This is a genomic window from Nocardia sp. NPDC058480 (assembly GCF_042720495.1).
Lineage (GTDB): Bacteria > Actinomycetota > Actinomycetes > Mycobacteriales > Mycobacteriaceae > Nocardia.
In genome coordinates this window covers 97,165-121,927 of record NZ_JBHXMN010000012.1, presented here as the reverse complement: position 1 = coordinate 121,927, position 24,763 = coordinate 97,165, and the positions used below count along the sequence as shown (strand labels likewise).

At 66.3% G+C, this 24,763-nt stretch carries 30 protein-coding genes and 2 tRNA genes; 18 read left to right on the top strand and 14 right to left on the bottom strand.

Translation table 11 applies throughout. The features are described from left to right. Nucleotides 1–39: 39 nt before the first annotated feature. From orn to ACFWO8_RS25040, 3 genes are all read left to right on the top strand, one after another. Nucleotides 40–678 (top strand): oligoribonuclease, encoded by a 639-nt coding sequence (orn, locus tag ACFWO8_RS25050; RefSeq protein ID WP_266298291.1) that lies wholly within the window; start codon nt 40–42, stop codon nt 676–678. Between the two features lie 55 nt (nt 679–733). Then, nucleotides 734–806 (top strand) — tRNA-His (locus tag ACFWO8_RS25045). A gap of 87 nt (nt 807–893) precedes the next feature. Next, complete coding sequence (locus ACFWO8_RS25040; RefSeq protein WP_378963490.1) at nt 894–2,204, top strand: FAD-binding oxidoreductase; 1,311 nt, start codon at nt 894–896, stop codon at nt 2,202–2,204. 132 nt (nt 2,205–2,336) lie between these two features. Here ACFWO8_RS25040 and ACFWO8_RS25035 read toward each other — a convergent pair whose 3' ends face one another. Further along, the gene (locus tag ACFWO8_RS25035; protein WP_378963489.1) at nt 2,337–2,861 is read right to left on the bottom strand and encodes a CGNR zinc finger domain-containing protein; all 525 of its coding nucleotides are present in this window, start codon (nt 2,859–2,861) and stop codon (nt 2,337–2,339) included. A gap of 25 nt (nt 2,862–2,886) precedes the next feature. Between ACFWO8_RS25035 and ACFWO8_RS25030 the strand changes: the two genes are divergently transcribed. Then, the gene (locus ACFWO8_RS25030; RefSeq protein WP_378963488.1) at nt 2,887–3,057 is read left to right on the top strand and encodes a hypothetical protein; all 171 of its coding nucleotides are present in this window, start codon (nt 2,887–2,889) and stop codon (nt 3,055–3,057) included. 109 nt (nt 3,058–3,166) lie between these two features. Further along, a complete protein-coding gene (locus tag ACFWO8_RS25025) occupies nt 3,167–3,511 on the top strand; it encodes a hypothetical protein (protein WP_378963487.1) in 345 nt (114 codons plus the stop codon). 70 nt (nt 3,512–3,581) lie between these two features. Here ACFWO8_RS25025 and ACFWO8_RS25020 read toward each other — a convergent pair whose 3' ends face one another. Further along, complete coding sequence (locus ACFWO8_RS25020; RefSeq protein WP_378963486.1) at nt 3,582–4,790, bottom strand: Ig-like domain-containing protein; 1,209 nt, start codon at nt 4,788–4,790, stop codon at nt 3,582–3,584. 316 nt (nt 4,791–5,106) lie between these two features. Between ACFWO8_RS25020 and ACFWO8_RS25015 the strand changes: the two genes are divergently transcribed. After that, nucleotides 5,107–5,182, top strand: a tRNA-Lys gene (locus ACFWO8_RS25015). A gap of 124 nt (nt 5,183–5,306) precedes the next feature. Here the strand turns inward: ACFWO8_RS25015 and ACFWO8_RS25010 are convergent. Further along, nucleotides 5,307–5,960, bottom strand: a complete 654-nt coding sequence (locus ACFWO8_RS25010) for an NADPH-dependent F420 reductase (RefSeq protein WP_378963485.1) — start codon at nt 5,958–5,960, stop codon at nt 5,307–5,309. A gap of 22 nt (nt 5,961–5,982) precedes the next feature. Beyond that, the gene (locus ACFWO8_RS25005) at nt 5,983–6,594 is read right to left on the bottom strand and encodes a TetR/AcrR family transcriptional regulator (protein ID WP_378963484.1); all 612 of its coding nucleotides are present in this window, start codon (nt 6,592–6,594) and stop codon (nt 5,983–5,985) included. A 110-nt stretch (nt 6,595–6,704) separates the two neighbouring features. Between ACFWO8_RS25005 and ACFWO8_RS25000 the strand changes: the two genes are divergently transcribed. After that, entirely contained in the window at nt 6,705–7,448 is a 744-nt protein-coding gene (locus ACFWO8_RS25000; RefSeq protein WP_378963557.1) for an SDR family oxidoreductase, read from the top strand. Between the two features lie 277 nt (nt 7,449–7,725). After that, a complete protein-coding gene (locus ACFWO8_RS24995) occupies nt 7,726–9,075 on the top strand; it encodes a DUF1254 domain-containing protein (protein WP_378963483.1) in 1,350 nt (449 codons plus the stop codon). Between the two features lie 75 nt (nt 9,076–9,150). On the opposite strand, the gene ACFWO8_RS24990 is transcribed toward ACFWO8_RS24995, so the two are convergent. Next, the gene (locus tag ACFWO8_RS24990) at nt 9,151–9,579 is read right to left on the bottom strand and encodes a MerR family transcriptional regulator (RefSeq protein WP_378963482.1); all 429 of its coding nucleotides are present in this window, start codon (nt 9,577–9,579) and stop codon (nt 9,151–9,153) included. A 113-nt stretch (nt 9,580–9,692) separates the two neighbouring features. On the opposite strand from ACFWO8_RS24990, the gene ACFWO8_RS24985 reads away from it, so the two are divergent. The 3 genes from ACFWO8_RS24985 (at nt 9,693) to ACFWO8_RS24975 (ending at nt 12,492) form a co-directional block, all read left to right on the top strand. After that, on the top strand, nt 9,693–10,766 hold the full coding sequence (locus tag ACFWO8_RS24985) for an alkene reductase (protein WP_378963481.1): 1,074 nt from the start codon (nt 9,693–9,695) through the stop codon (nt 10,764–10,766). A 625-nt stretch (nt 10,767–11,391) separates the two neighbouring features. Further along, nucleotides 11,392–12,018: a transglycosylase SLT domain-containing protein gene (locus ACFWO8_RS24980; protein ID WP_378963480.1), complete on the top strand. Its 627-nt coding sequence runs from the start codon at nt 11,392–11,394 to the stop codon at nt 12,016–12,018. Between the two features lie 129 nt (nt 12,019–12,147). Beyond that, nucleotides 12,148–12,492, top strand: a complete 345-nt coding sequence (locus ACFWO8_RS24975) for a hypothetical protein (protein WP_378963479.1) — start codon at nt 12,148–12,150, stop codon at nt 12,490–12,492. Nucleotides 12,493–12,502: 10 nt separating this feature from the next. Here the strand turns inward: ACFWO8_RS24975 and ACFWO8_RS24970 are convergent, their stop codons facing one another. Continuing rightward, entirely contained in the window at nt 12,503–13,123 is a 621-nt protein-coding gene (locus tag ACFWO8_RS24970; protein ID WP_378963478.1) for a LysE/ArgO family amino acid transporter, read from the bottom strand. Between the two features lie 71 nt (nt 13,124–13,194). Between ACFWO8_RS24970 and ACFWO8_RS24965 the strand changes: the two genes are divergently transcribed. Continuing rightward, nucleotides 13,195–14,091 (top strand): LysR family transcriptional regulator ArgP, encoded by an 897-nt coding sequence (locus ACFWO8_RS24965; protein ID WP_378963477.1) that lies wholly within the window; start codon nt 13,195–13,197, stop codon nt 14,089–14,091. Here the strand turns inward: ACFWO8_RS24965 and ACFWO8_RS24960 are convergent, their stop codons facing one another. The 3 genes from ACFWO8_RS24960 to ACFWO8_RS24950 form a co-directional block, all read right to left on the bottom strand. Continuing rightward, the gene (locus ACFWO8_RS24960; protein WP_378963476.1) at nt 14,092–14,229 is read right to left on the bottom strand and encodes a hypothetical protein; all 138 of its coding nucleotides are present in this window, start codon (nt 14,227–14,229) and stop codon (nt 14,092–14,094) included. It abuts the gene before it with no gap. 23 nt (nt 14,230–14,252) lie between these two features. After that, a complete protein-coding gene (locus ACFWO8_RS24955) occupies nt 14,253–15,059 on the bottom strand; it encodes an alpha/beta fold hydrolase (RefSeq protein WP_378963475.1) in 807 nt (268 codons plus the stop codon). Nucleotides 15,060–15,172: 113 nt separating this feature from the next. Continuing rightward, nucleotides 15,173–15,637, bottom strand: coding sequence for a MarR family winged helix-turn-helix transcriptional regulator (locus ACFWO8_RS24950; RefSeq protein WP_378963474.1), 465 nt, complete (start codon nt 15,635–15,637; stop codon nt 15,173–15,175). Nucleotides 15,638–15,703: 66 nt separating this feature from the next. Here ACFWO8_RS24950 and ACFWO8_RS24945 point away from each other — a divergent pair, with 66 nt between their 5' ends. Further along, nucleotides 15,704–16,681 carry a pirin family protein gene (locus ACFWO8_RS24945; RefSeq protein WP_378963473.1) on the top strand — a complete coding sequence of 326 codons (978 nt, stop codon included), beginning with the start codon at nt 15,704–15,706 and terminating at the stop codon, nt 16,679–16,681. Between the two features lie 135 nt (nt 16,682–16,816). Continuing rightward, the gene (locus tag ACFWO8_RS24940; protein WP_101464065.1) at nt 16,817–17,113 is read left to right on the top strand and encodes an excalibur calcium-binding domain-containing protein; all 297 of its coding nucleotides are present in this window, start codon (nt 16,817–16,819) and stop codon (nt 17,111–17,113) included. 67 nt (nt 17,114–17,180) lie between these two features. Here ACFWO8_RS24940 and ACFWO8_RS24935 read toward each other — a convergent pair whose 3' ends face one another. Beyond that, a complete protein-coding gene (locus tag ACFWO8_RS24935) occupies nt 17,181–17,414 on the bottom strand; it encodes a DUF3618 domain-containing protein (RefSeq protein ID WP_378963472.1) in 234 nt (77 codons plus the stop codon). Nucleotides 17,415–17,489: 75 nt separating this feature from the next. Here ACFWO8_RS24935 and bcp point away from each other — a divergent pair, with 75 nt between their 5' ends. Continuing rightward, entirely contained in the window at nt 17,490–17,963 is a 474-nt protein-coding gene (gene bcp, locus ACFWO8_RS24930; RefSeq protein WP_378963471.1) for a thioredoxin-dependent thiol peroxidase, read from the top strand. On the opposite strand, the gene ACFWO8_RS24925 is transcribed toward bcp, so the two are convergent. Further along, the gene (locus tag ACFWO8_RS24925) at nt 17,964–18,692 is read right to left on the bottom strand and encodes a TetR/AcrR family transcriptional regulator (protein WP_378963470.1); all 729 of its coding nucleotides are present in this window, start codon (nt 18,690–18,692) and stop codon (nt 17,964–17,966) included. 110 nt (nt 18,693–18,802) lie between these two features. Between ACFWO8_RS24925 and ACFWO8_RS24920 the strand changes: the two genes are divergently transcribed. Both ACFWO8_RS24920 and ACFWO8_RS24915 read left to right on the top strand, forming a co-directional pair. Next, nucleotides 18,803–19,765 (top strand): ATP-binding cassette domain-containing protein, encoded by a 963-nt coding sequence (locus ACFWO8_RS24920; protein WP_378963469.1) that lies wholly within the window; start codon nt 18,803–18,805, stop codon nt 19,763–19,765. After that, nucleotides 19,762–20,529 carry an ABC transporter permease gene (locus tag ACFWO8_RS24915; protein ID WP_378963468.1) on the top strand — a complete coding sequence of 256 codons (768 nt, stop codon included), beginning with the start codon at nt 19,762–19,764 and terminating at the stop codon, nt 20,527–20,529. Before ACFWO8_RS24920 ends, ACFWO8_RS24915 begins: the two co-directional genes overlap by 4 nt. Nucleotides 20,530–20,577: 48 nt before the next feature. Here the strand turns inward: ACFWO8_RS24915 and ACFWO8_RS24910 are convergent, their stop codons facing one another. Together ACFWO8_RS24910 and tnpB are read right to left on the bottom strand one after the other, a co-directional pair. After that, the gene (locus ACFWO8_RS24910; RefSeq protein WP_378963467.1) at nt 20,578–21,801 is read right to left on the bottom strand and encodes a hypothetical protein; all 1,224 of its coding nucleotides are present in this window, start codon (nt 21,799–21,801) and stop codon (nt 20,578–20,580) included. Nucleotides 21,802–21,849: 48 nt separating this feature from the next. Next, nucleotides 21,850–23,286 carry an IS607 family element RNA-guided endonuclease TnpB gene (gene tnpB / locus ACFWO8_RS24905; protein ID WP_378963555.1) on the bottom strand — a complete coding sequence of 479 codons (1,437 nt, stop codon included), beginning with the start codon at nt 23,284–23,286 and terminating at the stop codon, nt 21,850–21,852. A gap of 406 nt (nt 23,287–23,692) precedes the next feature. Here tnpB and ACFWO8_RS24900 point away from each other — a divergent pair, with 406 nt between their 5' ends. Beyond that, nucleotides 23,693–24,313, top strand: a complete 621-nt coding sequence (locus ACFWO8_RS24900; protein ID WP_082844012.1) for a TetR/AcrR family transcriptional regulator — start codon at nt 23,693–23,695, stop codon at nt 24,311–24,313. 13 nt (nt 24,314–24,326) lie between these two features. Here ACFWO8_RS24900 and ACFWO8_RS24895 read toward each other — a convergent pair whose 3' ends face one another. Then, a complete protein-coding gene (locus tag ACFWO8_RS24895; RefSeq protein ID WP_378963466.1) occupies nt 24,327–24,755 on the bottom strand; it encodes a holo-ACP synthase in 429 nt (142 codons plus the stop codon). Nucleotides 24,756–24,763: the final 8 nt, after the last annotated feature.

The window sequence follows — 24,763 nt, the reverse complement described above, 5'->3', positions numbered from 1 at the left end:
GCCGACCAGGTTGCCGGACCCACCGTTAGGGTGACTCCCGTGTCAGACAAACTCCTGGTCTGGATGGATTGCGAAATGACGGGGCTCCGTCTCGACAGCGACAAGCTGATCGAGATCGCCGCGCTCGTAACCGACAGCGACCTCAACATTCTCGGTGACGGTGTCGACATCGTCATCCACGCCGACGACGCCGCCCTGGCCTGCATGCCACCGGTCGTCGCCACCATGCACGCGAAATCCGGTCTGACCGAAGAGGTTCGGCGTTCCACCGTCACCCTCGAGCAGGCCCAGCAGCAGGTACTCGACTACATCCGCGAGTACGCGCCCACCGCGCGCACGGTGCCGCTGTGCGGTAACTCCATCGGCACCGATCGCGGCTTCATCGCCCGCGACATGCCCGAACTCGACGCGCACCTGCACTACCGGATGGTCGACGTGAGCTCGATCAAGGAACTGTGCCGCCGCTGGTACCCGCGCATCTACTTCGGTCAGCCGGAGAAGGGCCTGGCCCACCGCGCGCTGGCCGACATCAAGGAATCCATCCGCGAACTCGAGTACTACCGTCGCACCGCGTTCGTACCGCTGCCCGGACCCTCCACCACCGAGATCGCGGCCGCCGCGCAGGAAGCCACCGAGGCCGTGGATGTCACCGGTTCGAGCCATCTACCAGCGGATTAGGGGTTGACACTACACACACGCTAATATCGACGGCGCCGGTGATTCACCGGTGATGGTGACCGTAGTTCAGTTGGTAGAGCACCAGGTTGTGATCCTGGATGTCGCGGGTTCGAGTCCCGTCGGTCACCCCGAAGAGAAGGCCCGGTCCCCAGGACCGGGCCTTCTCGCTTTCTTCAAGCATGTCACACTCGCCGCCCCCACATCGTCTATTGGTTATGAGCATCAACGACCTGCGTACCGATATCCGGGGAAACGTTCTCCTGCCGGGTGATACCGCCTTCGACCTCGCCGCCCGCCCCTGGAACACCGCGATCGCCCAGTCGGTCGCCGCCGTCGTCGAGGTCGCCGACGCCGACGACCTCGCGAACGTCGTGCGCTACGCGAACAGAGCGGGTCGTACGGTCCTCACCCAACCGACCGGCCACGGCGCGACCGGCGACATCGACGACGCGATCCTCGTGCGCACCGGCCGCCTCGACACCGTCGACATCGACCCGGCCCGGCGGGTGGCCCGCATCGGCTCCGGCGCCCAGTGGGGCGCCATCCAGCACGCGGCCGCCGCGCACGGCCTGAGCGGCCTGGCAGGCAGCAACCCCGTGGTCGGTGTCACCGGATACACCCTCGGCGGCGGCTTCGGCTGGCTGGCCCGCAAACACGGTTGGGCGGCCGATGCGGTCCGCGCGTTCGAGATCGTCGACGCCGACGGCCGACGCGGCCGGGTGAGCGCCGACGCCGACCCCGAGCTGTTCTGGGCGCTGCGCGGCGGCGGGGGCGACTTCGCGATCGTCACCGCGCTCGAGATCGAACTGTTCGAACTGCCACAGCTCTACGGCGGCCGGGTGAGCTGGTCGGCCGAGCGCACCCGCGACGTGTTCGACGTCTTCACCGAACTCACCACCGACGCGCCGCCGGAACTGTCGGTGTGGCTGCAGCGCTACCAGATCCCCGGCGTCGCACCGACTGTCGCCATCGACTTCGCCTATCTCGGCGACGAGGCACGAGGCCGTGAACTGACCAACCGCCTCGACACCATCACCGGCGCGCTCGCCGACACCCGCACCACCATGACCCCCGACCAGATCGGCACCATCACCGCCGAACCCACCGACCCCAGCCCTTCGCTGTCGCGCGGCGAACTACTCACCGATCTGGGCGACGCGGTCGTCAAAACGCTCATCGCCGCCCCGGTCGCGCCCCTGCTCAATATCCAGATCCGCGGCCTCGGCGGCGCCATCGCCGAAACCACCCGCGAACACGGCGCCCGTGGCCCGCTCACCGAGCCCTACGCCCTCTATCTACTCGGCCTCGGGCTCCCCCACCTGATCGACGATGTCAAGGCGGCCTTCGGCACCATCGTCGACAACCTCGGCGCCCACGTCACCGGCAAGAAGCCGTACACCTTCCTCGCCCCGGGCGAATCGGCCGCGGCCGCCTTCGACACAGTCACTCTGGACCGCCTCCGCGAGATCAAGCAGGCCCGCGACCCGCGAAACGTCTTGCGCGCCAACTTCCCTGTCCTTGGCTGACCGCCGACCCGTGCCGTCCACAGCCGACGGCGCGGGTCGAGCGTGTCGGCCGCACAGGCCGTCATCGCGAGTTCGGATTGTTCGCCGCGACGACGAAGGGCGCGCCAGGGAGTGACCTCCGCCGGACGACTGTCAGGCGGAGGCGCGGTTCGCCCGGTGACGTCGGACGGCCGACCGGTTCGCACAGGTCGGGCTACAGAAGCGTTGTCTGCCGTTGCGCGAGGTGTCGGCGTACACCTGCGAGCACCCGTCCGCCGCGCAGGCGCCGAGGCGATCCATCCCCAACCCGGTCAAGTGCAAGGCGGTGCCGACGGTGATCAGTGCCGCGATCCGACGGTCCGTCGCCACCCCAGGGTCCCGGAAATGCAGGTGCCAACCGTCGCCCACATGGTCGGTCAGGCGGGGTGCCGACGCGTACTCGGCCAGCAACACGTTGAGCCGCGTCGCGCGCTCGGTACGGTCCACGCATTCCACCACGCCGCGCCAGCGCCCCAGAAAGGCCGTCACCGACGCGAGATCACCGTCGGACACCGGTGCGGGCAGCACCAAACCCGCCGCCGCACAGCGCCGCGCCAACTCCGCGGCGCTCGCACACGGATCATTGAGCAAGTCGACGCCGAGCAGCACCGGCTCCCGCCCGTAATGGTTGTAATGCACAATGCCATTACATCAGACTCGAATCATGAACAGCCACCCCGCACACTCCTGGCAGATCGAGTCTCGCCACCGGACCAGCGAGGGCCTCGTGGCCTATCAGCGCTGCCGCTGCGGCGCCCGCAGGGTCGTCGTCGACCACCTGAGCGTCGCGTCGGAGATCCACCGCGACGAGCCCGGCCTCGCTACGGCCGGATAACTCGCACCACCATGACGAACGTCACGTTTGACCGCTACACTTTGGACCGCTGCCCAGATGTGGGGCAGATCTCGCCATAGCGTCAGCGCTCGACCGGAAAGACCCCTTGATGAAGCGTTCCACCGTCGTCGCCATCCTCGCGGCCGCCACCGTGCTCGGGCCCGTCGCGGGTACCGCGGCAGCCTCGCCCGGCCTGCCCCTCACCGACTTCACGGCGGAGACCCCCATCGGCGACTTCGCCCTGCCGAGCGATCAGCCCGAATCCGGTTCGGCGCAGAGCGGCTCCACCACCGGCCTCGAGACCACCGGCTCCTCCGGCACCGGCTCGGCCGGCCTGCCCAACCTCGACCGTCTGCTGTTCGGCGGACGCATCCTGTGCGGTGCCTTCGGCAGCGCGCTCGCCGTCGCGGGCGAGGCCATGATGGACTGCAGCGAGCTCCCCACACCGGCCTGAGAGGGCCACAGGCACAACGAAGGGGCACCGGAAACTTCCGGTGCCCCTTCGTTTTTCGTGTGTCGCGCGCCTACGGAGCGTCGGCGTTGCCCGCCTTCCATTCCGGCCACGCGATGTTCCAGTCGCCCAGCCCGTCGACACCGGACAGGGTGCCGCCGACCGTGTTCTTGATGACGGTGATGTCGCCGCGCTTGGCGTTCTCGTACACCCAGCGCGCGTTCGCCGGACTCAGATTCAGACAGCCGTGACTCGCGTTGGAGTAGCCCTGCTGCCCGACCGACCACGGCGCCGAGTGGAAGAAGATGCCGCTGTAGGAGATTCGCGTCGCGTAGTCCACCGGCGTGCGGTACCCGTCCGACGAGTTCACCGCCACACCGTAGGTCGAGGAATCCATGATGATCTTCTCGTGCCGGTCACTGACGATGTAGATGCCGTTGTCGGTGGGCGTGCTGTCCTTACCCATCGAGGTGGGCATGGTCATGATCACCTCGCCGTTGCGCTCCACGGTCACCTGGTGGGTGTTGTCGTCGGCGGTGAAGATCACCGCGTCGCCGATGGTGAAGAACGAGTGGATGTTGTCCTGGCCGAACAGGCCCTTACCCAGGTCCTTGCCGTAGACGTTCACATCGATCGTCACCTTGGTGCCGGGCTTCCAGTAATGCTCTGGGCGCCACCGCACTTCGCGATTGTTCACCCAGTAGAAGGCACCCTCGACAGCAGGCTCGGTGGTGATCTTGATGGCCTCCTGCACGGCACGACGATCGGGGATGTTCTCGTCGAACTGGATCGCCACCGGCTGACCGATACCGACCACCTCGCCCTCGCCGGGCATCAAGTACGGCTTGGTCTGATTGTTCGGCGAGCTGGTGGTGAAGCTCATCGTCGAGGAGTTCGCGCCACCGAGCCCGATAGCCGAGGCCTTGAGCTGGTAGGTCTTGCCGTAGCCGAGCACCTCGGCGGTCGACCAGGAGCGGCCGTCCGCGGCCAGCTGGCCTGCCACCGCGTTGCCCTGCTGATTGGTCAGCGTGACGTCGGTGAACTTGCCGTCTTCGACCTGGAAGGCCATCGGCATGCCGGGCGAGACGCCGACCTGCCCGTCCTTGATGGTCGAGACCAGCTTCGGCTTGATCAGCTCGGCGAGAGGGTTGCGATCGATCGCCACCTCCACACCGGCACCCTCCGCCGCCGAGCACGCCGACGCCCCGAGGGCGAACACCGCCAGCAGCACCACCGGAACGATCGTCCGTAGCGACCGAGGTCGCCCCCGCTTCTTACTCATGTCAACCCCGTTTCCGTACCGACGCGATTACAGTGCGCCGCAGATCCCACCGACCCGAATCGCTAGAGCCATCCGTGTGAGCGGGGGGCGTTACGAACTCGACGTCTCGCCCATTCTGCCAGCTGGCCCGGCCGGTTCCAACGGGAAATACCCCGCGACACGACCAAGTCACAATCGTTAGATACGTACAGAGGCCGCTGGCGTTAACAACGCCAGACATGCCGCATTGTTGCTGGTCAGAGCCCGATTTCACTTTCCGGCCCACGGCCTGCTAATGTTTGTTCCGCACCGGAGACGGGGCAAAGAACAAAGACACGCGCCATTAGCTCAATTGGCAGAGCAGCTGACTCTTAATCAGCGGGTTCGGGGTTCAAGTCCCTGATGGCGCACCACAACGAAGCTCCTGACCAGGTCATACGGTCAGGAGCTTCGTTCGTTACATCTGCTGGATCGGGTCGTCACCGAGCAGATGCCAAAAGTTCGCCACCAAAATCTTCGTCGGCGCCGAGTCAGCCGTCAGATCACGATATTTCGTTGCGCGGCGGCGAGGTTGGCGATCAGCTCCGCACGAGTCTGGGACTCGTGCGCGACCCAAGCGGGCTGGCCGGGACCACTGCGCCAGGATTCGCTGAGCGGGCTGTTGTCGACGGTGTCGAAGCCGAACTGGTCGTACAGTCGGGTCACGAGATCCACCGCCTCGGGAAAGTCGCTCGACGCCGACAACGCCAGCCGCCCCGGCGCCCCCGCGGGTCGACCCGCGGTGGTGATGCGGGGAGCCTGGATATGCGTGAAAGCCTTGACCACCTTGGATGCCGGTAGATGATCCTGGCGCAGCTCGTGAACGGTCTTCCCGCCTGATTCGACAACCGGGAACCGGCCGTCACGCCAAGCCATGTAGTTGTTCGTGTCGAGGACAACCTTTCCCGCGAGCTGGTCGACGGGCATGTTGTTGATCAGCCTGAGCGGGACGGCCACCACGGCGAATTCACCGGCCGCCGCGGCCTCGGGCGCAGACGCGGCGCGCGCTGATGGGCCGAGTTCGGCAATCAAGTCGTGGAGGGTCTCGGGTCCGCGCGAGTTGGCGATGACGACTTTGTAGCCGTTCGCGATGGCCGCACGGGCGATCTGGCTACCGACCTCGCCTGCGCCGATGATGCCGATTGTTGTCACGATGCCTTCCCGGTGAATGGTGTCAGCGGCTGTGTGAGTCGTCAGCGCAGACGGCGCGGTCGATCAGCTGCAGTACCGCGCTCTTCGCATGACGCAACTCGTCCGCACCGATGCCTGACTTGTGCAGGAACTCGATCCCCTGCATGACAGCGATCAGTGCGCGGGCTGTCTGTTCCGCATCGACGCCTGCATCGATTTCACCCGCCTCCTTGGCCAGGGTGATCTGCCGAACGAACAGTTCGAGCGTCCCGGCGTATGCCTGGCAGGCCATAGCTCTGACCTGCTCGTCTTGTGAGCTCAGCGCCGCTGCACTGTTGGCCATCAGGCAGCCTTGCGGTGGAAGATCCAGGCGGCCGCCGTCCTCGAAGGTGACCGCCGAGGTGAGTCCGTGCCATGGGCTCGGATCGGCAGCCAGGGCAGCCTCGAGCCCAGCGGACTGACGGGCGCAATAGTCCTCCAGAATCCGGATAAACAAGTCGTGCTTGTTGCCGAATGCCCCGTACAGGCTCTGCGTCCCGACCCCGGTGGCGTCCGTCAGGTCCTGGACCGACGTGGCCGCATAGCCATCGCGCCAGAAACTCGATCTCGCGGCAGTGAGCACAGCCTGCTCATCGAACTTTCTCGGCCTGGCCATTTCTCGATCGTATCAGTTATGGAGGGAACACTCAATAATTGACAAGACGAGCCACCTCTGCAATTTTTGAGGGACCACTCCATAACTCGATACCAAGGATGACGCACATGGTGACAGGACCACTCGAAGGCAAGACCGCGCTGGTGACAGGCGGATCCAGGGGCGTCGGCGCGGGCATCGTCGCCCGATTGGCCGCTGATGGGGCACGGGTGGCATTCACCTACGCGAACTCCAAGGAACACGCGCAAGACGTGGTCGCCGCCGTGACCGCGGCAGGAGGCGTCGCACACGCGATCCGCGCCGACAGCCTGACCGAAGAGGATGTCGTGTCCGCGGTCGCGCACACCGCCGATCGGTTCGGCGGCCTCGACATCCTGGTCAACAATGCCGGTGTCGGTAGTTTCACCGAGATCACCGACCTGACGATGGCCGAGATCGACGCGATGCTGACGGTCAACGTGCGGTCGGCGATCGTCGCGATCCGAGAATCGCTGGCGCACTTGGGCGGGGGCGGGCGGATCATCAACATCGGCAGCATCAACGCCGATCGCATGCCCTTCCCCGGCGGGTCGATCTACGCCATGACCAAAGGCGCACTGTCCAGCCTGACCCGCGGACTCGCCCGGGAGCTCGCCCCGCGCGGAATCACTATCAACAACGTGCAGCCAGGCCCGGTCGACACCGACGCCAACCCAGCCGATGGGCCTGCCGCGTCGGCCATGCTCGGCGTGATGGCGGTTGACCGATTCGGGACCACGGCGGAGGTCGGCGCTTTCGTTTCCTTCCTCGCCGGGCCCGAGGCCGCCTACATCACCGGCGCCAGCTTGAACATCGACGGCGGATTCGGCGGCTGATGCGGGCTCGGGGCCGCTGACCGTTCCGACTGCGGGCTTCTGCTGCGCCGGGCGGCACCAGCCGAGGGGGACCGCGAGCAGGCGCTGCCGGCCGGGGACCTACGGCCCGATCCAGCGGCTCGTCGCGCCGAAAAGTCGTGTGGCCAGGTGTTTGCGATTCATCCGGAAGGGATGAGGCGGTCAGGCGGTCCCGGGGCCAGAGTGGACGGGGATGTCCGGCCGGCGCAGCAGTCGAGTCCGGAACCACCGATCCGATTCCTTCGCGCAGGAGGCCTTCATGGGCGAGCCGGTTGATCAGCAGTTGATCCATGACGCATTCCTTTACGTGCAACCGCTGGTGGAGACCCGGCGTCAGCACCGGATGCACAACGCCAGGTTCGGCCCCGATAACGCGCTGACCGCATTCCGGCACCTCCTGGACGACACGGTGCGCACGGTGCCCAGTCCCAACAGCGACACCCTGTACACCGCCTTCGGATATACCCTCGCCGAGGGTCCGCTGGTGGTCGTGTTCCCCGAGGTCGAACCCGACCGCTACTACGTGCTGCCGTTCTACGACGCGTTCACCAACGTCTATGCCTCCTACGGCACCCGAACCGGCAAGTCGGAGCCCGGCCCGCACCTGATCGTCGGCCCCGGTTACGACGGCGAGGTCCCGGACGGAATGCCGGTGATCCAGTCACCGACCGAGCGTGGTGCGATGCTCGGCCGGTTCCTGGTCTACGGCCCGGACGACCTGTCCACCATCCACGCCATCCAGGACACGATGTCGGTCACCACCTTGGCCGACTGGAAAGCGGGCAAGCGCGGCATCACCTACACCGAGGCCGGAGATCGGTCATGGCCCGAACGCGGATCGGTGGTACCCGACGTCAAGGCCGACCCCGTCGAGTTCTGGAAAGCCGTCGGTGAGATGGTCCCCGGCACCCCGATCCCCGAACGCGACCGCGCCTTCTTCGACCGGTTCGCCGAACTCGGCCTGACGCGCGACGGATTCACCGAACCGACGGACCCAGCCATCCGCGACACGCTCTATCAGGGCACCCTCGACGGCTGGCAGTTCCTCACCGACATGGGCGCCGACCAATCCAAGGCCGAGGAGCTCGGCGTCCATTTCCTCCACCAGAACGGTTGGGACTGGTCCGCGGTCGGCGGCGACCCGGACAACACCGGCGTCCGGGACTACGGCACCGACTACACCTTGCGAGCCTGGGTGAACCTGCTCTACTACGGCATGCTCCCGCCAGAGGAAGCGCTGTACCCGACCGCGTTCTCCGACGAGCAGGGTGTGCGGATGAACGGCACCCACACGTACACCGTCACGATCGACACCGCGAACCTGCCCAACCACCCCGACGGGTTCTGGTCGGTCACGATGTACGACCTCGACGGCTATCTGGTGCGCAACGCGCTGAACCGGTACAAGTTGAGCAGCCACAGCCAGCTCAAACCCGACCCCGACGGGAACATCACTCTCACCATCGGCCACGACCAACCGGCCGACGAGAAGACGAACTGGCTACCAGCTCCGGCAACCGAGTTCTATCTGATGTTTCGCGCCTATCTGCCGGTCGCCACCGTTGTCGACGGCACCTATCCCTTCCCGATCATCCGGCGCCCCTCGTGAAGTAAGCGGCGAGGGTGGCCCGACGACAGCGGCACCCGCCTGGGACGGAAAGGTGGCCAACCGGGTGCCGCTTGCTCAGCCGGAATCCGCGAGCCGGGTGGCGTCGCATCGGGCGCGCATCACCGCATCCGCTCGGGGTTCCGCCGGGGTGTGCGGGTGGTGCGCGCGGTTGACGTCCATGAGTCCGTCGAGGGCGTCGCGGGCACGGGTGAGTTCGGCGATGTGCTCGGTCAGCCGGTCACGTTCCTGTGCCATCCGCTCGAAGGCGAGCTCCGAATTCTGCTCGCTGGGGGCGTCCACACAGCGCAGCAGCTGGGAGATCGTGCGGCTGGACACCCCGGCCGCGTACAGCCGTCGCAGCAGCAGCACCCGGTCGACGTGGTCGAGGGCGTAATGCCGTTGGCCGCTGGGACTTCGAGCGCTGGTCAGCAGACCCTGCTCCTCGTAGTAGCGCAGCGACCGGACGCTGACTCCCGTGCGCGTGGACAACTCCCCGATCCGCACAGCTTTCCTCCTCGTGATCTGCGACACAGACCGTTGCCTCTCACATCCATGTCAGCTTTTAGCGTAGATCTATCGCCGGTAACCCGGCGAGTCGGACTATCTGGAGAAGCGACATGGCATCCCTATTCGAGAGCTCTCAGCTCGGTGACCTGGTACTACCCAACCGCGTGGTGATGGCCCCGATGAGCAGGGTCCGCGCCACCGCGGGCGGCCTGGCCACCCCATCCATGGCCAGTTACTACGCCCAGCGGGCGACCGCCGGCTTGATCGTGAGTGAGGGAACGCACCCGAACCCGGTGGGGCAATCCAATCCGGGCACCCCCGGACTGCACACCGACGAACAGGTCGCGGCGTGGCGGCAGGTGACCGATGCCGTGCACGTCAACGGTGGTCGTATCTTCGCCCAGATCATGCACGGCGGACGGGTCTCCCACCCGGACACCACCGGGATGCGGCCGGTCGGCCCGTCTGCCGTGCCCGCGACCGGCGAAGTGTTCACCCCCACCGGGCCGCAGCCCGTGCCCGTCCCGCGGGCCCTGGATATCGCCGAGATCCCCGAGCACGTCGAGTCCTACGCCGAGGCGGGGCGCCGGGCAATCGACGCCGGTTTCGATGGAGTCGAGCTGCACGGCGCGAACGGATATCTGATCTCGCAGTTCCTGTCCTCGAACGCGAACCTGCGCACCGACCGCTTCGGCGGTTCGATCCGCAACCGCATTCGGTTCGCCGTCGAGGCGGTCGCCGCCACCGTCGACGCCGTCGGTGCTGCCAGGACCGGCATCCGCCTGTCCCCGGGCGGGGAGTTCTGGGGTGTGGCCGAAACCGATGTCGCCGCGCTGTACAGCGAGTTGCTGACCGAACTCGCTCGCCTCGATCCGGCCTATATCCATCTGGAAGCGACCACCGACCACGAGGTGCTGCTGGAGTTGCGGCGGACGTGGCCGGGCGCGCTCATCATGAACCCGGTGCTGCCGATGGGACCGAAGCAGACCGGCCTCGACGAGGCCGAGCAGTGGCTGGGCCTGGGTGCGGACCTCATCAGTTTCGGTCGCGCGTTCCTGTCCAACCCGGATCTCGTCGAACGGTTGCGCAACCACTTGCCGCTGGCCCCGGTAGACGAATCGACCTACTACCAAGGCGGCGACAACGGTTACCTGACCTACCCGGCGCATCAGTACGCCGCCTGAACGTCCACACAGCCCGCATCCCGGCAGCTACCACAGCTGCCGGGATGCGTTCTTTTTGCTCAGGGTCGACTGCCAGGCACCGGTCACGATCTCGTTATCGAACCGCCATGGAAATCCCGCGCTCGAGCGCTCAGACCCCGATTCAGACTCCCCCGAGCTGCGCAAACCCTCACAAAACCAGATTCGGACGAACTTTTTTTGTGACGGCCGCCACGCAGATCGGAGTTCTAAACCTCCTGCATACATAACGATTCTGCAACTGCCCGGCAAGGAAACAAGATCGGCAACGTTTGCCGTTCAAGTTTCGTTTACCTTGCGTTAACCCTTCGTGACCATTCTGTCATCAGGTCACAAACGGACCTGCGGTTTGGTTAGCCCGGAAGTATCCAACCTCCGATAGCACCGAACAGCGCGTGGTCTCCCCGCAGCCAGCTGTGGAGCGCCGTGCGACGCCAGCGATGAACCGCCACCGAGCGTTCGTCCCCCGACAGTGTCGCACCTTCCCATACACAGACAGAAACAACGCATCGCCTGACCGGCGTGTACTCCCGTGCGCGCTGCGCGATCCATCGCGCCCTCCTCCAGGGCCTGCGTCGCCAGACAGAGATGAAGGAACAGAAAAACCATGCTCATCAAAGACAAGCTCAGCACCGTTGTCGGCCGTCGCTCGCGCCGTGAGGCGTTCACCGTGGCAGTCGCCGCGGTCGGCCTGGTCGCCGTAGCCGCGTCCTCCGCCGTCTCGTTCGCCGACGACAGCGTTCCCGAGCGTGCCGCCATCGTCGAGCAGGCGGAGAACATCCCCGCCGTCGGCGCCGCACCTGCTGTTCAGGCCATCCCGGCGCCCGCGCCGCAGGCCGCTCCCGCCCCCGCACCGGAGGCCGCTCCTGCTCCCGAGGCCGCCCCGGCGCCGATGCCCGAGGTGAAGTCCTACGAGGACAACCTGCACGGCTGGATCACCGAAGCTCTCGACATCATGGCCGCCAAGGGCATCCCCGGCAGCTACGAGGGCATCCACCGCAACATCATGCGTGAGTCGACCGGTAACCCCCAGGCGATCAACCTCTGGGACATCAACGCGATCAACGGCATCCCCTCCAAGGGCCTGCTCCAGGTGATCGACCCCACCTTCGCGGCCTACCACGTCGAGGGCACTCCCTTCGACGTCTGGAACCCGGTGTCCAACATCGTCGCGGCCTGCAACTACGCGGCCAACCGCTACGGCTCGATGGACAACGTCAACAGCGCGTACTGATCCAAACCGTCACCAGGCACGTACTGAACAAAACGTACGACAGCGCCTACTGATCCTTCTGACGGGTGAACGCCCCCACTCCGGTCATCGCCGACCGGAGTGGGGGCGTTCCGTCGTAGAATCGCCGTCGTGCCAGACAGCGCCGATCAGGCATCCGATCACGCGCATTCCGACGCGGCCACCGCCAGCCGGGTCGCCAAAGCCCGCCGCATGGCCGCCTACGCCTGGTCGCGTGACATTCGCAGCGCCGAGCTACTCGCCCTGCCCGCGGCCACCCTGCGCAAGTTGGCCCGCGCCGCCGACACCAACCCGCCGAGCACCGGCGAGACCTGGCAGGTGGTCGCCGACCTCCTCGACCAGAAGGACGCCTGGGCCGCCCGCAACCCCGACCACGCCGCCGCGGTGCGCACCAACGCCGACGAGAAGCTGCTGTGGGTGAAGCCCCCGGTGAAGCCGTGGACCGCGGAGTCCTAGCGATCCCGCCTCAGGCGAGCAGCAGCCCGACGGCCAACGCGAGCATGACCACCGCGATGAGCGAATCCAGGACCCGCCACGCCATCGGACGCGCGAAGAGCGGACCGAGCCGGCGAGCACCGTAGCCGAGGGCCACGAACCAGATGACGCTGGCGAGCATCGCGCCCGCGGCCAGGAACCAGCGGTCGGGCGAGGCGTAGGTGCTGGCGAAGGAGCCGAGCAGGACCAGCGTGTCGAGATACACATGCGGATTGAGCCAGGTCAGCGCCAGGCAGGTGAGCACGGACGCGCCGACGGCCACCGAGGCGCCCGCCGCTTCGGCGATCAAAGCCGACGAACCGAGGGCGCGTCGAGCCGCCAGCAGCGCGTAGCCGACCAGGAAGGCCGCCCCCGCGTACCGGGCAACGGTCAGCACCGCCGGAAACGACTCGACGACCGTCCCGAACCCGGCCACTCCCGCACCGATCAACACGATGTCGGACACCGCGCACACCGCGATCACCGGCAACACGTGCTGCCCACGCACCCCTTGGCGCAGCACGAACGCGTTCTGCGCGCCGATCGCCACGATGAGCGAGAGCCCGAAGCCCAATCCGGAGAGGGCGGCCAGCGCCGCCGATGATGCCGTCACCCCTTCGACGTTAAGAGAACGTCAATTTTCAGTCCAGCTAATGATTCTTCACAACCATTAGAGTTGCTTATGTGGATCTCCAGCTGGACCAGTTACGCGCGCTCAACGCCGTCCTCACCGAGGGCACCTTCGATGCGGCCGCGCGCAGGCTCAACCTCACACCGTCGGCGATCAGCCAGCGGATCAAGGCACTGGAGGAATCCGCCGGACGCGTGCTGGTGCAACGCTCGAAACCGGTGCGCCCCACCGAATCCGGACTCGCGGTGCTGCGTTTGGCCAGGCAGGTGGAGTTGCTCGCCGGCGACACCGCGCGCGAACTCGGCGATGCCGACCGCCCCGCCGACCGGCCGATCCGCATCCCGATCGCCGTCAACGCCGACTCACTCGAATCGTGGGTGATGCCCGCGCTCGCGAGCGTGCCCGCCGGGATCTCCTTCGACCTACACCGCGAAGACGAGGAACACACCACCCAGCTGTTGCGCGACGGCACGGTGACAGCCGCGATCACCGCGACCGCGACGCCGGTACAGGGCTGCACCGTGACCCCGCTGGGCGCGATGCGCTATCGCCCGACAGCGACACCCCGATTCGTCAGCACCTGGTTCCCCGACGGCCCGACCCCGGCCGCCTACACCCGCGCGCCTGTCGTGCACTTCGACCGCAAGGACGATCTGCAGTTCCGCCAGCTACGCCGCCGCACCCGTCGCCAGGTCGACCCGCCGGGTCATTACGTGCCGTCGTCGAGCGCGTTCGCCGATGCGGTGCGGCTCGGACTCGGCTGGGGCATGCTCCCCGACCTGCAAACCGGGAAAGACCGCACCGCAGGCACTTTGGTGAATATCGACGGCGACTCCCACATCGATGTCCCGCTGTACTGGCAGCAGTGGAAACTCCACTCCCCCGCCCTCACCGCCGTCGCCACCGCGATCGCCGCGGCCGCGGCATCCGCGCTCACGACGCCGGCTTAGCTACCGAACCGTCTCGTCGAGATCCGGAACCACGCTCAGCCCCCACTGATTGGCACAGCCGGTACACACCCACGTTCCGTTCATCTCCTGATAGGTGTACTCGTAGTCGCAGGCGGGGCAGTTCAGCGAATCACGCATGACAGATCCTTGTGAGTGGTGAGTTATCGAGCAGCGGAGAGGAATTCGATCAGGATGCGATTGACCTCATCGGGCCGCTCCAGATACCCGTAGTGCCCACACCGCTCGATCTCGGTATAGGTGGCCGTCGGGATCGCCTCGGCGACCTCCCGACAGAACCGCGGCGGCACCATCTGATCATCGGCGAACCCGACAACCAAGCTGGGCACCGAAATCCCCCGATATGCCTGCCGCCGATCCTGCGACCGATCCATCCCCGCCTGCGCCCGCGTCCCGGGAGTTCCCTTCCCCGAAGTGAATTCGAAGATATCGAGCCACTCCTGCGCCTTGGCCGGATCGGCCAGAGTGTGCGGCGACAGATTCTGCATCGCCTTCACCGCGGCCGCGTACTCCGGCGGCAACTGGATCCCCTTGTCGAACAACGCCTGCTCCCCCTTGCTGAGGGTGCTCGTCACCGGATGCGGACGCGCGGTAGCGGCGAACATCACCGCCTTGCGCAGCAACTCCGGCCGAACCAACGCCAGCTCGGCGACGATCCGCGACCCCATCGAGGTACCGACCACATGCGCCGGGGCACCGAGGTGCTCGATCAGCGCGGCGGTATCACCGACCAGTTGCGCCATGGTGATCCCGGACGCCGACTCCGACGACGGCGCGATCCCCCGATTATCGACAGTCGCGACGGTGAACCCCGCCTTGACCAGGGCAGGCACCTGATAGGTGCGCCAGACACGTCCAGGACTCCCACTACCCATCACGAGCAGGACAAGCGGTCCCGAACCGGTGACGTCGTAGTTGAGCTGAATGCCGTTGAGCGAGGCGATGGGCATATCTCAACTTACCGCCAGAGCAGGACGGGTCGGCAGCGAGGATGACCACGCAGCCGACTCAGCTCGTCGCGACGAGGGAGGCGGCGCGAACAGCGACTGTCGCGCCTGAATCGTTAACCGGCCGAATCGCTTCGGGCCTCGCCGGCCGCTGTCACCTTCGCGGCCAGCGAGCGGAGTGCCGCGCTTTCCGCGTCGGTCATCCGGTCGATGAACAACTCCCGCACCAACTCGACATGCTCGGGCGCGGCCTCGCGCAACACCGTGCGTCCGGCCTCGGTCAGCGAGACGACGATTCCGCGCGCGTCGTCCTCGGCGGGCACTCGATCGACGAGTCCGCGCGTGGCCATCCGGGCCAGTTGCTTCGATAGCCGGGACTTGTCCCAGCAGACCTCGGCAGCGAGCTCCTTGGCCCGCAGACACCCTTCGGGTGTCGCCGACAGCGGCACCAACAGCTCGTAGTCGGCCATCGACAGTCCGTGTTCGGCCAGGCCGGCGGCCAGGACGGCGTCGAGTCGCTGGCGCATCAGGATGTAGGACTGCCAGGTCTGCTGCTCTTCTTCGGACAACCATCGGGGCACGGGAATGATTCTAGAGCTTAGTTGGTTGACATGGAAACCAACTACGTAGCACCCAGGAGGCACCCCATGCCCGCTATCACCGTCGATGACATCATGGTGCTGCCCAGGCTGCCCCGTCCCGATGTCACCGAGACCCAGCGTCCGGTTCGCCAGATCGTCACCGCCGCGCGCCAGCGCGAAGGCGCCGGATTCGAGGTGACCCGGCCGTTCCCCAGCGTCGACCTGCGCTCGGCCGACCCGTTCATCCTGCTCGACCAGATGGGCCCGGTGGCCTACGAGCCGTACGAGGCCAAGGGCGCACCGTGGCATCCCCACCGCGGCTTCGAGACCGTCACCTACATGCTCGACGGCACCATGGTCCACCACGATTCCCAAGGTGGCGGCGGTGTGATCGGCGAGGGCGACACACAGTGGATGACCGCGGGCTCCGGCATGCTGCACGACGAACTGCCCGAGGAGAAGCTGGTCATCTCCGGCGGTACGTTCCACGGAATCCAGCTGTGGGTGAACCTGCCGCGATCGAACAAGTTCGCCACCCCGCGCTACCAGGACCTGCGCGCGAGTGAACTGACCCTGGTGAGCTCGCACGACGGCGGTGCGCTCGTGCGCGTCATCGCCGGTGAGTTCGCCGGATTCGCGGGCCCCGGGTCCACCTACACCCCGATCGCCTACGCCCACGCCTCGCTCGTCCCCGGCGCCCAGCTGGCGACGCCGTGGCCCAAGGACTTCACCGCGATGGCCTACGTGCTGTCGGGCAGCGGCACGGTCGGCGTCGATCGCAGGCCGATCAGCGCCGGGCAGCTGGTGGTCTTCGGCAAGGGCGATGCCATCACCCTGACCGCTGACCTCACCCAGCACAGCACCACCGGCGATCTCGAGGTACTGCTGCTCGGCGGAACCCCGTTGCGCGAACCGGTGATTCAGTACGGGCCGTTCGTGATGAATACCCGCGAAGAAATCATCGAGGCGATGGAGGATTTCAACGCGGGCCGAATGGGTACCATCCCGGCTGAACACCTGACCGGGCGCAGGCTGGGCGAATAACCGACCACGACTCGCGGCGAATCCCCCTCCGCGTGCGGTTGACAATCGGTCGCCCCGTCATCAAGGTGGACGGGGCCTACCGGCCATCATCGTGGCCGTGACCACACCCGAACCGCAGCAGACATAGAGGAATTCATGAACGTTCGCCGGCTCACCGTCAGCCTTGCCGCCGTAGGGCTCGCCCTGATCGCCGCACCCGTCGCCCACGCCAACCCGTTCGCGGGCTCGGCAGGCACCGGTTCGTCCAGCTTCGACTCCATTCTCGGCGCCACCGGCTCGGCCAATCTGGTCCAGTCCGGCTCGGCCGGTGGGGCGTTCCGTAGCTGCGACGATGCGATGGCAGCCGGCCGCGCGCCGTTGTTCCGTGGCGAGGCGGGCTACTCCCCGCACCTCGACCCGGACGGCGACGGCCTGGCCTGCCCCACGCAGTAAAAGCACAAAAAACACCCGATGTGGCTCGTTGGCACATCGGGTGTTTTTTGTTGTCCGGCCGGCTGATTCAGCGGCGGAAGATCTTGATCAGGACCAGGCCGGCCACGAGGGCGCCCGCTCCGATCAGCGTGTACTTGACCTTCGGCTCGTTGAACTTGGCGACCACCATATTTTTGGTGTCGTCCGCGATCCGTTGCGGATCGGCGCGCACCGCCAGTTCGTCGAGCGTGGTCGCCAACCGGGTACGCGCGATCTCGATCTCGCGCTCGATCCGGTCGGTGTCGTCCTTGGCCACCGTCACCTCCAGGTAAATGTCTGCTGCTCGTCACCGAGTCTATCCATGCGCCTCGCGGACCCGGTCGGTTACCGTGCGGTGGTGACCGACAACCATCGCCTCTCCCCCGGAGACACCGCCCCCGAATTCACGCTGCCCGACGCCGACGGCAACGACGTGTCGCTGTCGGACTACCGCGGCCGCAAGGTGATCGTCTATTTCTACCCGGCCGCCAGTACCCCCGGCTGCACCAAGCAGGCCTGCGATTTCCGCGACAGCCTGGCCGAGCTCGGCGGCGCGGGCCTCGAGGTCATCGGCATCTCGCCCGACAAACCCGCCAAGCTGGCGAAATTCCGCGACAACGAGGGCCTGACCTTCCCGTTGCTTTCCGATCCCGAACGCGAGGTGCTCAAGGAATGGGGCGCGTTCGGCGAGAAGATGATGTACGGCAAGACCGTGACCGGCGTGATCCGCTCGACCTTCGTGGTCGATGAGTTGGGCAAGATCGAAGTTGCCCAGTACAACGTTCGAGCCACCGGACACGTCGCTAAGTTGCGCCGCGATCTGTCGGTGTAGTCAGTCGCCGAAGGTGGCGATGAACACCTCGTAACCGTCGAGCAATCGGGCCAGGCCGAATTCGAAATCGGCCTGCTCCCACTCGATATCGCCATCATCATCGAACGCGGCGGAGGAGAGCGCGGCCGACACCGAGGGGAAGCGCTTCGGGTCGAGCACCCTGGCCATCACCGAGGGGAAGTCGGCGCCCTCTTCCTCCTGTAGGTCCCGCAGGAACCGCCGTTTGCCCACCACGAACATCGACACGTTCATCACCAGCTGGAGCTTGACCGGGTCCGGCACCGCCGTCTCGGCGAGCACGCCCAACGCCGTCTCGAGCCACGCCATATTGTTCGGTCCCATCGGTGGCCGACTCAGCGGAATGTCCATCCACCAGGGATGACGACCCAGCCGCGCGAACTCGGCCCGCGCCCACTGCTCCAGCCCCGACCGCCATGGCGTCCGCGGCGCGATGACGGGTGGCACACCGACGACCCGGTCCATCAGCAGGTCGACCAGCGTGTTCTTGCTGTCGACATAGCGATACAGCGACATCGCGGTGAAGCCGAGCTGCTTGGCGACCTGGTTCATCGACAGCGCCGCGAAACCCTCCGCATCGGCCACTTCGGTGGCGGCGTCGAGAATCTGATCGAGGGTGAGCGCCCGTTTGGGGCCGCGGCCGCCGGGTTGCCCGAGTCCCCACATCAGCTCGACCGCTCGCGGTAACGCCGTGTCGCCGGACGTCGTCATCTGCCTCCTCTGCTCGCCTCGACTCTAACCCGCCCGCTCTTGCCATCAAGAACTGTTTAGCCTATAAACTGTGTTTATCACATAAACAGTTTCTCGATCGGAGAGAACCCATGGCACCCGAACGACCACCCGCGCTCTCGATCCGCCACCTTCACAAGGCCTTCGGCGCCCACGTCGTCCTGGACGACCTCGACCTAGACATCAGCGCGGGCACCGTCTTCGCCCTCCTCGGCCCCAACGGCGCGGGCAAGACCACGCTGGTCCGCATCCTGGCGACCCTGGGCCGCCCCGATCGCGGCGACGTCACGGTCTTCGAGCACGATCTGCTGCAAGCCCCCGATACGATCCGGCGGCTGATCGGCGTCACCGGCCAGAACGCCTCCGTCGACGGCGTGCTCACCGGCTCCGAAAACCTGCGGCTCACCGGCAGGTTGCTGCACCTCGGCAAGGCCGAAACCGCGCGTCGCGGCGCCGAGCTCCTGAGGCGTTTCGATCTGCTCGACGCCGCCGACAAGCCGGTCGCTTCCTACTCCGGCGGCATGCGTCGCAGGCTCGACCTCGCGATGAGCCTGATGGGCAAGCCGCGCATCGTCTTCCTGGACGAGCCGACCACCGGCCTCGACCCACGCAGCAGACGCGACTTGTGGGCTGCCATCAGGGAATTGGCGGCTGAGGGGACGACCATCCTGCTCACCACCCAGTACCTGGAGGAGGCCGACCAGCTCGCCGACCGGATCGCCGTGCTCGACGACGGCCGCATCGTCGCCGACGGCACGCCCGAGGAGCTCAAACGCCTGGTGCCGGGCGGACATATCCGATTCCGCTTCGCCGACCGCGGACTACTCGACGCCGCCGCGCGAGCACTCGACAGCAGCTCCGGTGGACATGCCGACCCCGAACAGCTGACCCTGCAGGTGCCATCGGACGGCAGCGCCGTCGAGATCAAACAGCTACTCGACCATTTCGCCGAACTCGAGATCGCGATCGAGCAGCTGACTGTGCACACCCCCGACCTCGACGACGTGTTCTTCGCGTTGACCGGTCAGCCAGGACGAACCGAGGTCGCCGCATGAATGCCACCCGCACACTCCAGGATTCGGCCACGATGCTGGACCGCAATATCCGCCACACCCTGCGCAGTCCCGACACCATGATCATGACGGTCGTGCTGCCGGTGATGATCCTGCTGATGTTCGTGTTCGTGTTCGGTGGCGCCATGGATGTGGGCCCCGGCGCCTACATCGACTACGTGGTGCCAGGAATCATCTTGCTGTGTGCGAGTTTCGGTGCGTCCACCACGGCGGTCGCACTGTCCACCGACGTGGCCGAGGGCATTATCGACCGGTTCCGCACCATGGCCATCGCCCGGTCCGCGGTGCTCACCGGGCACGTCGCCGAGAGCGTGATCCGCAATCTGATCACCTCGGGGATCGTGATCGGGGTGGCGGTGCTGCTCGGTTTCCGCCCGACCACCGATCCGCTGCGCTGGCTGGGCGTATTCGGTGTGCTGGCGATGTTCGTGTTCGCGCTGTCCTGGTTGGCGGCCGCACTGGGCTTGCTCGCCCGAAACCCGGAGGCGGCCAACGGCTTCACCTTCGTGTTCATGTTCCTGCCCTATGTGAGCTCGGCGTTCGTGCCTGCCTCGTCGATGCCGACGTGGCTGCACTGGTACGCCGAGAATCAGCCGGTGACACCCGTGATCGAGACGCTGCGCGGGTTGTTGATGGGCACACCGATCGGCAACAGCTGGGTGCTCGCGGTGCTGTGGTGTGCGGGCATCGGGCTCGTCGGGTACATCGCGGCGGGCGTGCTGTACCGGCGACACACCAGGGTCTGAAACCGACGAAGGGGCAGCGCACGCGCTGCCCCTTCGTAGTCGAGCCGATCAGTCGGCGGACGCCGTATACGGGCCGTCCGGCACCCCCGCCTGCGCGGGCTGCATGCTGAGCGGAATTCCGGTACCGGGCACAGTCGGTGCGGCGGCGGGAATCTGCGGAACCCCGGGAACAGCGGGTTCGAGCGGCAGCGGATCCTCCTGCGGTGCATCGCCGTACAGCTGGGTCGGGTAGCCGAGCGGGAACTCGCCCGGATTCACCAGTTGCGGATTCGGCGACACCGTCTCGTACGGCGAGGTGGCCGACTCCTCGGCCGGGCTCACCTGCAAACCGCTACCGGAACCGAGCCCGCCGCTCGACCCGGTCTCCGCCGCGGCGGCTTCGTGTGTCTGGGGGGCTTGCGGAATCATCGGCGCCGACGCGGCGCCGGGCTCCGACGACACGGCGGTGTTGTCGACCACCGGCGGCCCGCTGTTCATCACCGCATACGAACCACCCGCGACCAGCCCGCCCGCGAGCACACTCGCCGCCGCGGCGACCATCGCGGTCCCCCGCTTGGGCCGCGAGCCGGTCGAGATCGGCACCACGACCGTGTCGCCGAACGCGACCAGTGCGGCACCGGCGGCCGGCGCGAACGGCGCCAACCGGCAGGGCAGCACCGGCACCCCGAATCCGGCCACCGCGTCGCGCACCGCGGGGGCGTCCGACGACGAACCGACCAGCACCACCGCGCCGGGCTTCACCGATGCCGCCTCGAACTGGTCCCACGCCGCGGACACACCGGTGCGCAGCGCGTCAGGCGTTGGCGCGCCGGTCTGCGAGTAGGCGGCGAGTACACGCTGACGACCCGGGTCGATCAGTGTCATCGCCTGGTAGCCGGGCACCGCCTCGTAGACGAGCAGATTCTCGAACTCGTCGAGCCAGGTCATCGCGCCCGCGACGAACAGATGCGCCGACTTCGCCGAAACCAGCGAGGCCGTGCCCCATTCGGTCTCCGCCAGCCGGGTGACGATCGCGCGCCGCTCATTCGCGTCGCGGTAACTCACCGCCACCCCGGCGATCTCGTGCTCGTCATCGAGTTCGGCGGCGATCGCGTCGAGCGCGGTGTGTACCGCCACCGCCACTTCGGCCTTACCGTCGCCGTTGGCACGGACGGTGCGCCGCAGCAGCATCCGATCCGTGAGAGTGACGCCCGATTCGGCGAACGCCACCGCGTGCACGGCTCCTCGCTCGGTGCTGACGCCGAGGGTTACCACAGATCCTGCTGCTGCCACAAGTCTTGCCTTCCGTTACCTTTTGGTGAGCAAATGCGTGCGCGCCCATCAGGCAGCCATCCCTTCCGAGGCGACGGTCCCGGCCTCACCACCACTGGCGGTGTAGAGCCGGGTGGACGCTTCACAGCCGGCCGCGTCTCCCGCTTGCGCGGGATCGGTCTCCTGCCTGGCTCCACGTCCTGCCACCGACCCACTGTCGGCGGGACCCTGTTCACCCACGCTTGCCTGGGTGTCGCCGAGTCTGGCGAGGTTGATCGCGGCATTACGATCACGATCGATCGACACACCGCATTGTTCACACTCATAGACGCGGTCGGCGAGGGTCAGGTTTGGCTTTCGCCCACCGCACCCCGAACACGTCTTCGAACTCGGAAACCACCGATCAGCTTCCACCAGGACCGACCCGTACCATCTGGTCTTATACGAGAGCATCTGCCGGATCTGCGCTAGTGCCGCATCAGCGAGCGCCCGGTTCAAACCTTTCTTCCGGTCACCACCCGCCGATCGCATCCCGGCCGCGTTCAACGTCTCCACGGCGATGACCTGATATTGCTGGGCCAAGGTCGTGGTCGCCTTGTGTAAAACATCCTGACGGATCGCGGCGGCGCGACCGTGAGTACGGCCTATCCGAGCTGTGGTGACTTGCCACCGCTTCGACGGAAGCCGCCTTGTTTTCGTGACCGAGTCGTACGGGCCGTGTTGACGTGCGGCCCGGCGTTGCAACGCCCTCAGCCGGGTCCGCGACGCTGCCAACGGTTTCGGGGCAGGAACCCGCCACAACTCACGCCCATCAGCAGCCGCGACCACCATGAGAGCGTCGGCTTTGACACCGACATCCACCCCGACCACTCGGTCAGGTGACCGCGGCACATGCCCGGGACGCGTCTTGGCCGCGATGAGGGTCTGGAACGACACATACCAGCGGCGACGTGAATCCTGTGACAGAGTCGCGGACAGAATCCGCGCGGAGCCAGCCTCCACACGGCGGGCCAGCTTTCGGGTGGACTCATGCGTTTTGAGCCGCCCGACCCGCGGCAAGACGATGTGGTGGCGGTCGGGTTCGACCCGAATCGTTCCGGTGGTGAACCGGACCGATCGTCGGGACCGGGCCGCGATCTTGAATCTCGGGAACCCGACCGGTTTGCCTGCCCGCTGGCCGGTTCGGGAGGCGGCCCAGTTGTCCAGGGACCGTGCGAGGGCATCGAGTCCGGAGTTGTAGGCCTCTTTCGAGTTCTCGGCCCACCACGGCGCGTACTCGAACTTGCGCTGGTTCCAGATCTTGCGGAGCTTGGGTAGCGACCAACCGATCGACGGGGTCAGATCGGTGTCAGCGACGCCATACGTGCGTTCAGCGGCCCGTTGATCCAACACCGCTGTAACCAAGGCAAGCATGTGGTTGAACGCAAACCTAGCTGCACCGCAATGAGATCGGAGCATCGGGGTTTGTTGCTGGGTCGGGTCGAGCGCGAACCGGTAGGCCTGCACTGTCCATCCGTCGGGGATGTCGAACCTAGCCACCAGCGATCAACTCCTTCCCCAGGTTTCGTCGTCAGTCACCAACACACGCCACCACGCCAGAGCGATCTGGACAGTTCCTAACCGTGACAGCAACCAAGCCTCGCCGTCAGTCCCCAGCCCTTCGAGACGGGTACGGCGAGAAGATCACCGCGAATAAGCGTGCAGATAGACGCACACTTATCTGATGATTCGTCACCGGTCAGAGCATGGATGGGTCGGGATTTCGGCCAGTTGTTGACACGCTGTCGGTAGAGGCGTGTCGCGGATGTGTGGATACCGCTAGCCTGGATGGGTGGAAGTACACGCGCAGGCCCGGTCACCGCAGAGCCGTCCGGACCCTGCGCTGGAATTGCAGGACGACCCGCAGGAGTTGATGCCGCGCAAGCGGCCGACGCAGGAGCGCAGTAAGCGCAAATTCGACGCGCTGCTGGCGTCTTCGCGCGAGCTGCTGGTCGAGGTGGGGTTCGAATCGTTCACCTGCGAAGAGGTCGCGCAGCGCGCCGAGGTGCCGATCGGCACCCTGTATCAATTCTTCGCCAACAAGTACGTGATCGTCTGCGAGCTCAATCGACAAGACCTGGTTGCGGTTTCCCGCGAGCTGGCCGACTTCCACGGTGAAGTGCCCTCGCTGGACTGGTTGCGGCACATGAACCAGTTCGTCGACCACATGGCGAACCTGTGGACCACCGACCCGTCCCGGCGCGAGGTGTGGCTGGCGATGCAGTCGACCCCGTCCACGCGGGCTACGGGCGCGCTGCACGAGAAAGAATTCGCCGCGGTCGTCTCGCAGATGCTGCGGCCGCTCACGCCGCGCACTCCGCGCGCCCGGCGCACGATGATGGCCGAAGTACTGGTGCACGTCGTGTATTCGATGCTGAATTTCTCGGTGCAGGAAGATCAATCGAACACCGATGCGGTCGCCGAACTCAAGCGGCTGATGGTGGCGTACTTGCTGGTCGCGGAAAAGGAATCGCGAACCGCCGAGGAGAAGTAGCGGTTCGCGATTTCTAGCCCCGGCCGTCGATGAGGTCAGCCAACTCGCCTGGGTCCTCCAGCACCACCATCGCCGCGGCGGTGTCACCGTCGTGAGTCAACGACAGGTGTACTCGCACGCGGGGCAGGAACTCCGCGGCCAGACCGTGCAGTTTGATGCTCGGCCTGCCCCAGGCGTCGTTGACGACTTCGATCAGTGGATACGGGTTGTCGCCGATCTGTGGGCTGCGGGCGAAGCGAGACGATGCCCAGGCTTTGAGCACCGCCTCCTTCGCGGCCCAGCGTGCGGCGAAGCTGCGGTCCGGGTCGGTTTGCTTGCTCTGGCAGTAGCGACGTTCACCAGCGGTGAATGTCTCCCTGAGCATGGTCGACCCGGGCCGTTTCAGCTGTTCGGAGAACTCGGAGATGGTTACCAAGTCCAAGCCGATACCGAGAATCGTCACGAAGCGGC

Coding starts and splice junctions, on each gene's coding strand:
- ACFWO8_RS24995 (WP_378963483.1), top strand. CDS start 7,726: ATGGGCGAGCCGGTTGATCAGCAGTTGATCCATGACGCATTCCTTTAC.
- ACFWO8_RS25025 (WP_378963487.1), top strand. CDS start 3,167: ATGAAGCGTTCCACCGTCGTCGCCATCCTCGCGGCCGCCACCGTGCTC.
- ACFWO8_RS25030 (WP_378963488.1), top strand. CDS start 2,887: ATGAACAGCCACCCCGCACACTCCTGGCAGATCGAGTCTCGCCACCGG.
- ACFWO8_RS25020 (WP_378963486.1), bottom strand. CDS start 4,790: ATGAGTAAGAAGCGGGGGCGACCTCGGTCGCTACGGACGATCGTTCCG.
- ACFWO8_RS24955 (WP_378963475.1), bottom strand. CDS start 15,059: ATGCCCATCGCCTCGCTCAACGGCATTCAGCTCAACTACGACGTCACC.
- ACFWO8_RS24925 (WP_378963470.1), bottom strand. CDS start 18,692: ATGACGACGTCCGGCGACACGGCGTTACCGCGAGCGGTCGAGCTGATG.
- ACFWO8_RS24945 (WP_378963473.1), top strand. CDS start 15,704: ATGCCCGCTATCACCGTCGATGACATCATGGTGCTGCCCAGGCTGCCC.
- ACFWO8_RS24900 (WP_082844012.1), top strand. CDS start 23,693: ATGCCGCGCAAGCGGCCGACGCAGGAGCGCAGTAAGCGCAAATTCGAC.
- ACFWO8_RS24940 (WP_101464065.1), top strand. CDS start 16,817: ATGAACGTTCGCCGGCTCACCGTCAGCCTTGCCGCCGTAGGGCTCGCC.
- ACFWO8_RS24980 (WP_378963480.1), top strand. CDS start 11,392: ATGCTCATCAAAGACAAGCTCAGCACCGTTGTCGGCCGTCGCTCGCGC.
- ACFWO8_RS25040 (WP_378963490.1), top strand. CDS start 894: ATGAGCATCAACGACCTGCGTACCGATATCCGGGGAAACGTTCTCCTG.
- ACFWO8_RS24915 (WP_378963468.1), top strand. CDS start 19,762: ATGAATGCCACCCGCACACTCCAGGATTCGGCCACGATGCTGGACCGC.
- ACFWO8_RS24920 (WP_378963469.1), top strand. CDS start 18,803: ATGGCACCCGAACGACCACCCGCGCTCTCGATCCGCCACCTTCACAAG.
- ACFWO8_RS24985 (WP_378963481.1), top strand. CDS start 9,693: ATGGCATCCCTATTCGAGAGCTCTCAGCTCGGTGACCTGGTACTACCC.
- ACFWO8_RS25005 (WP_378963484.1), bottom strand. CDS start 6,594: ATGGCCAGGCCGAGAAAGTTCGATGAGCAGGCTGTGCTCACTGCCGCG.
- ACFWO8_RS24960 (WP_378963476.1), bottom strand. CDS start 14,229: ATGCGTGATTCGCTGAACTGCCCCGCCTGCGACTACGAGTACACCTAT.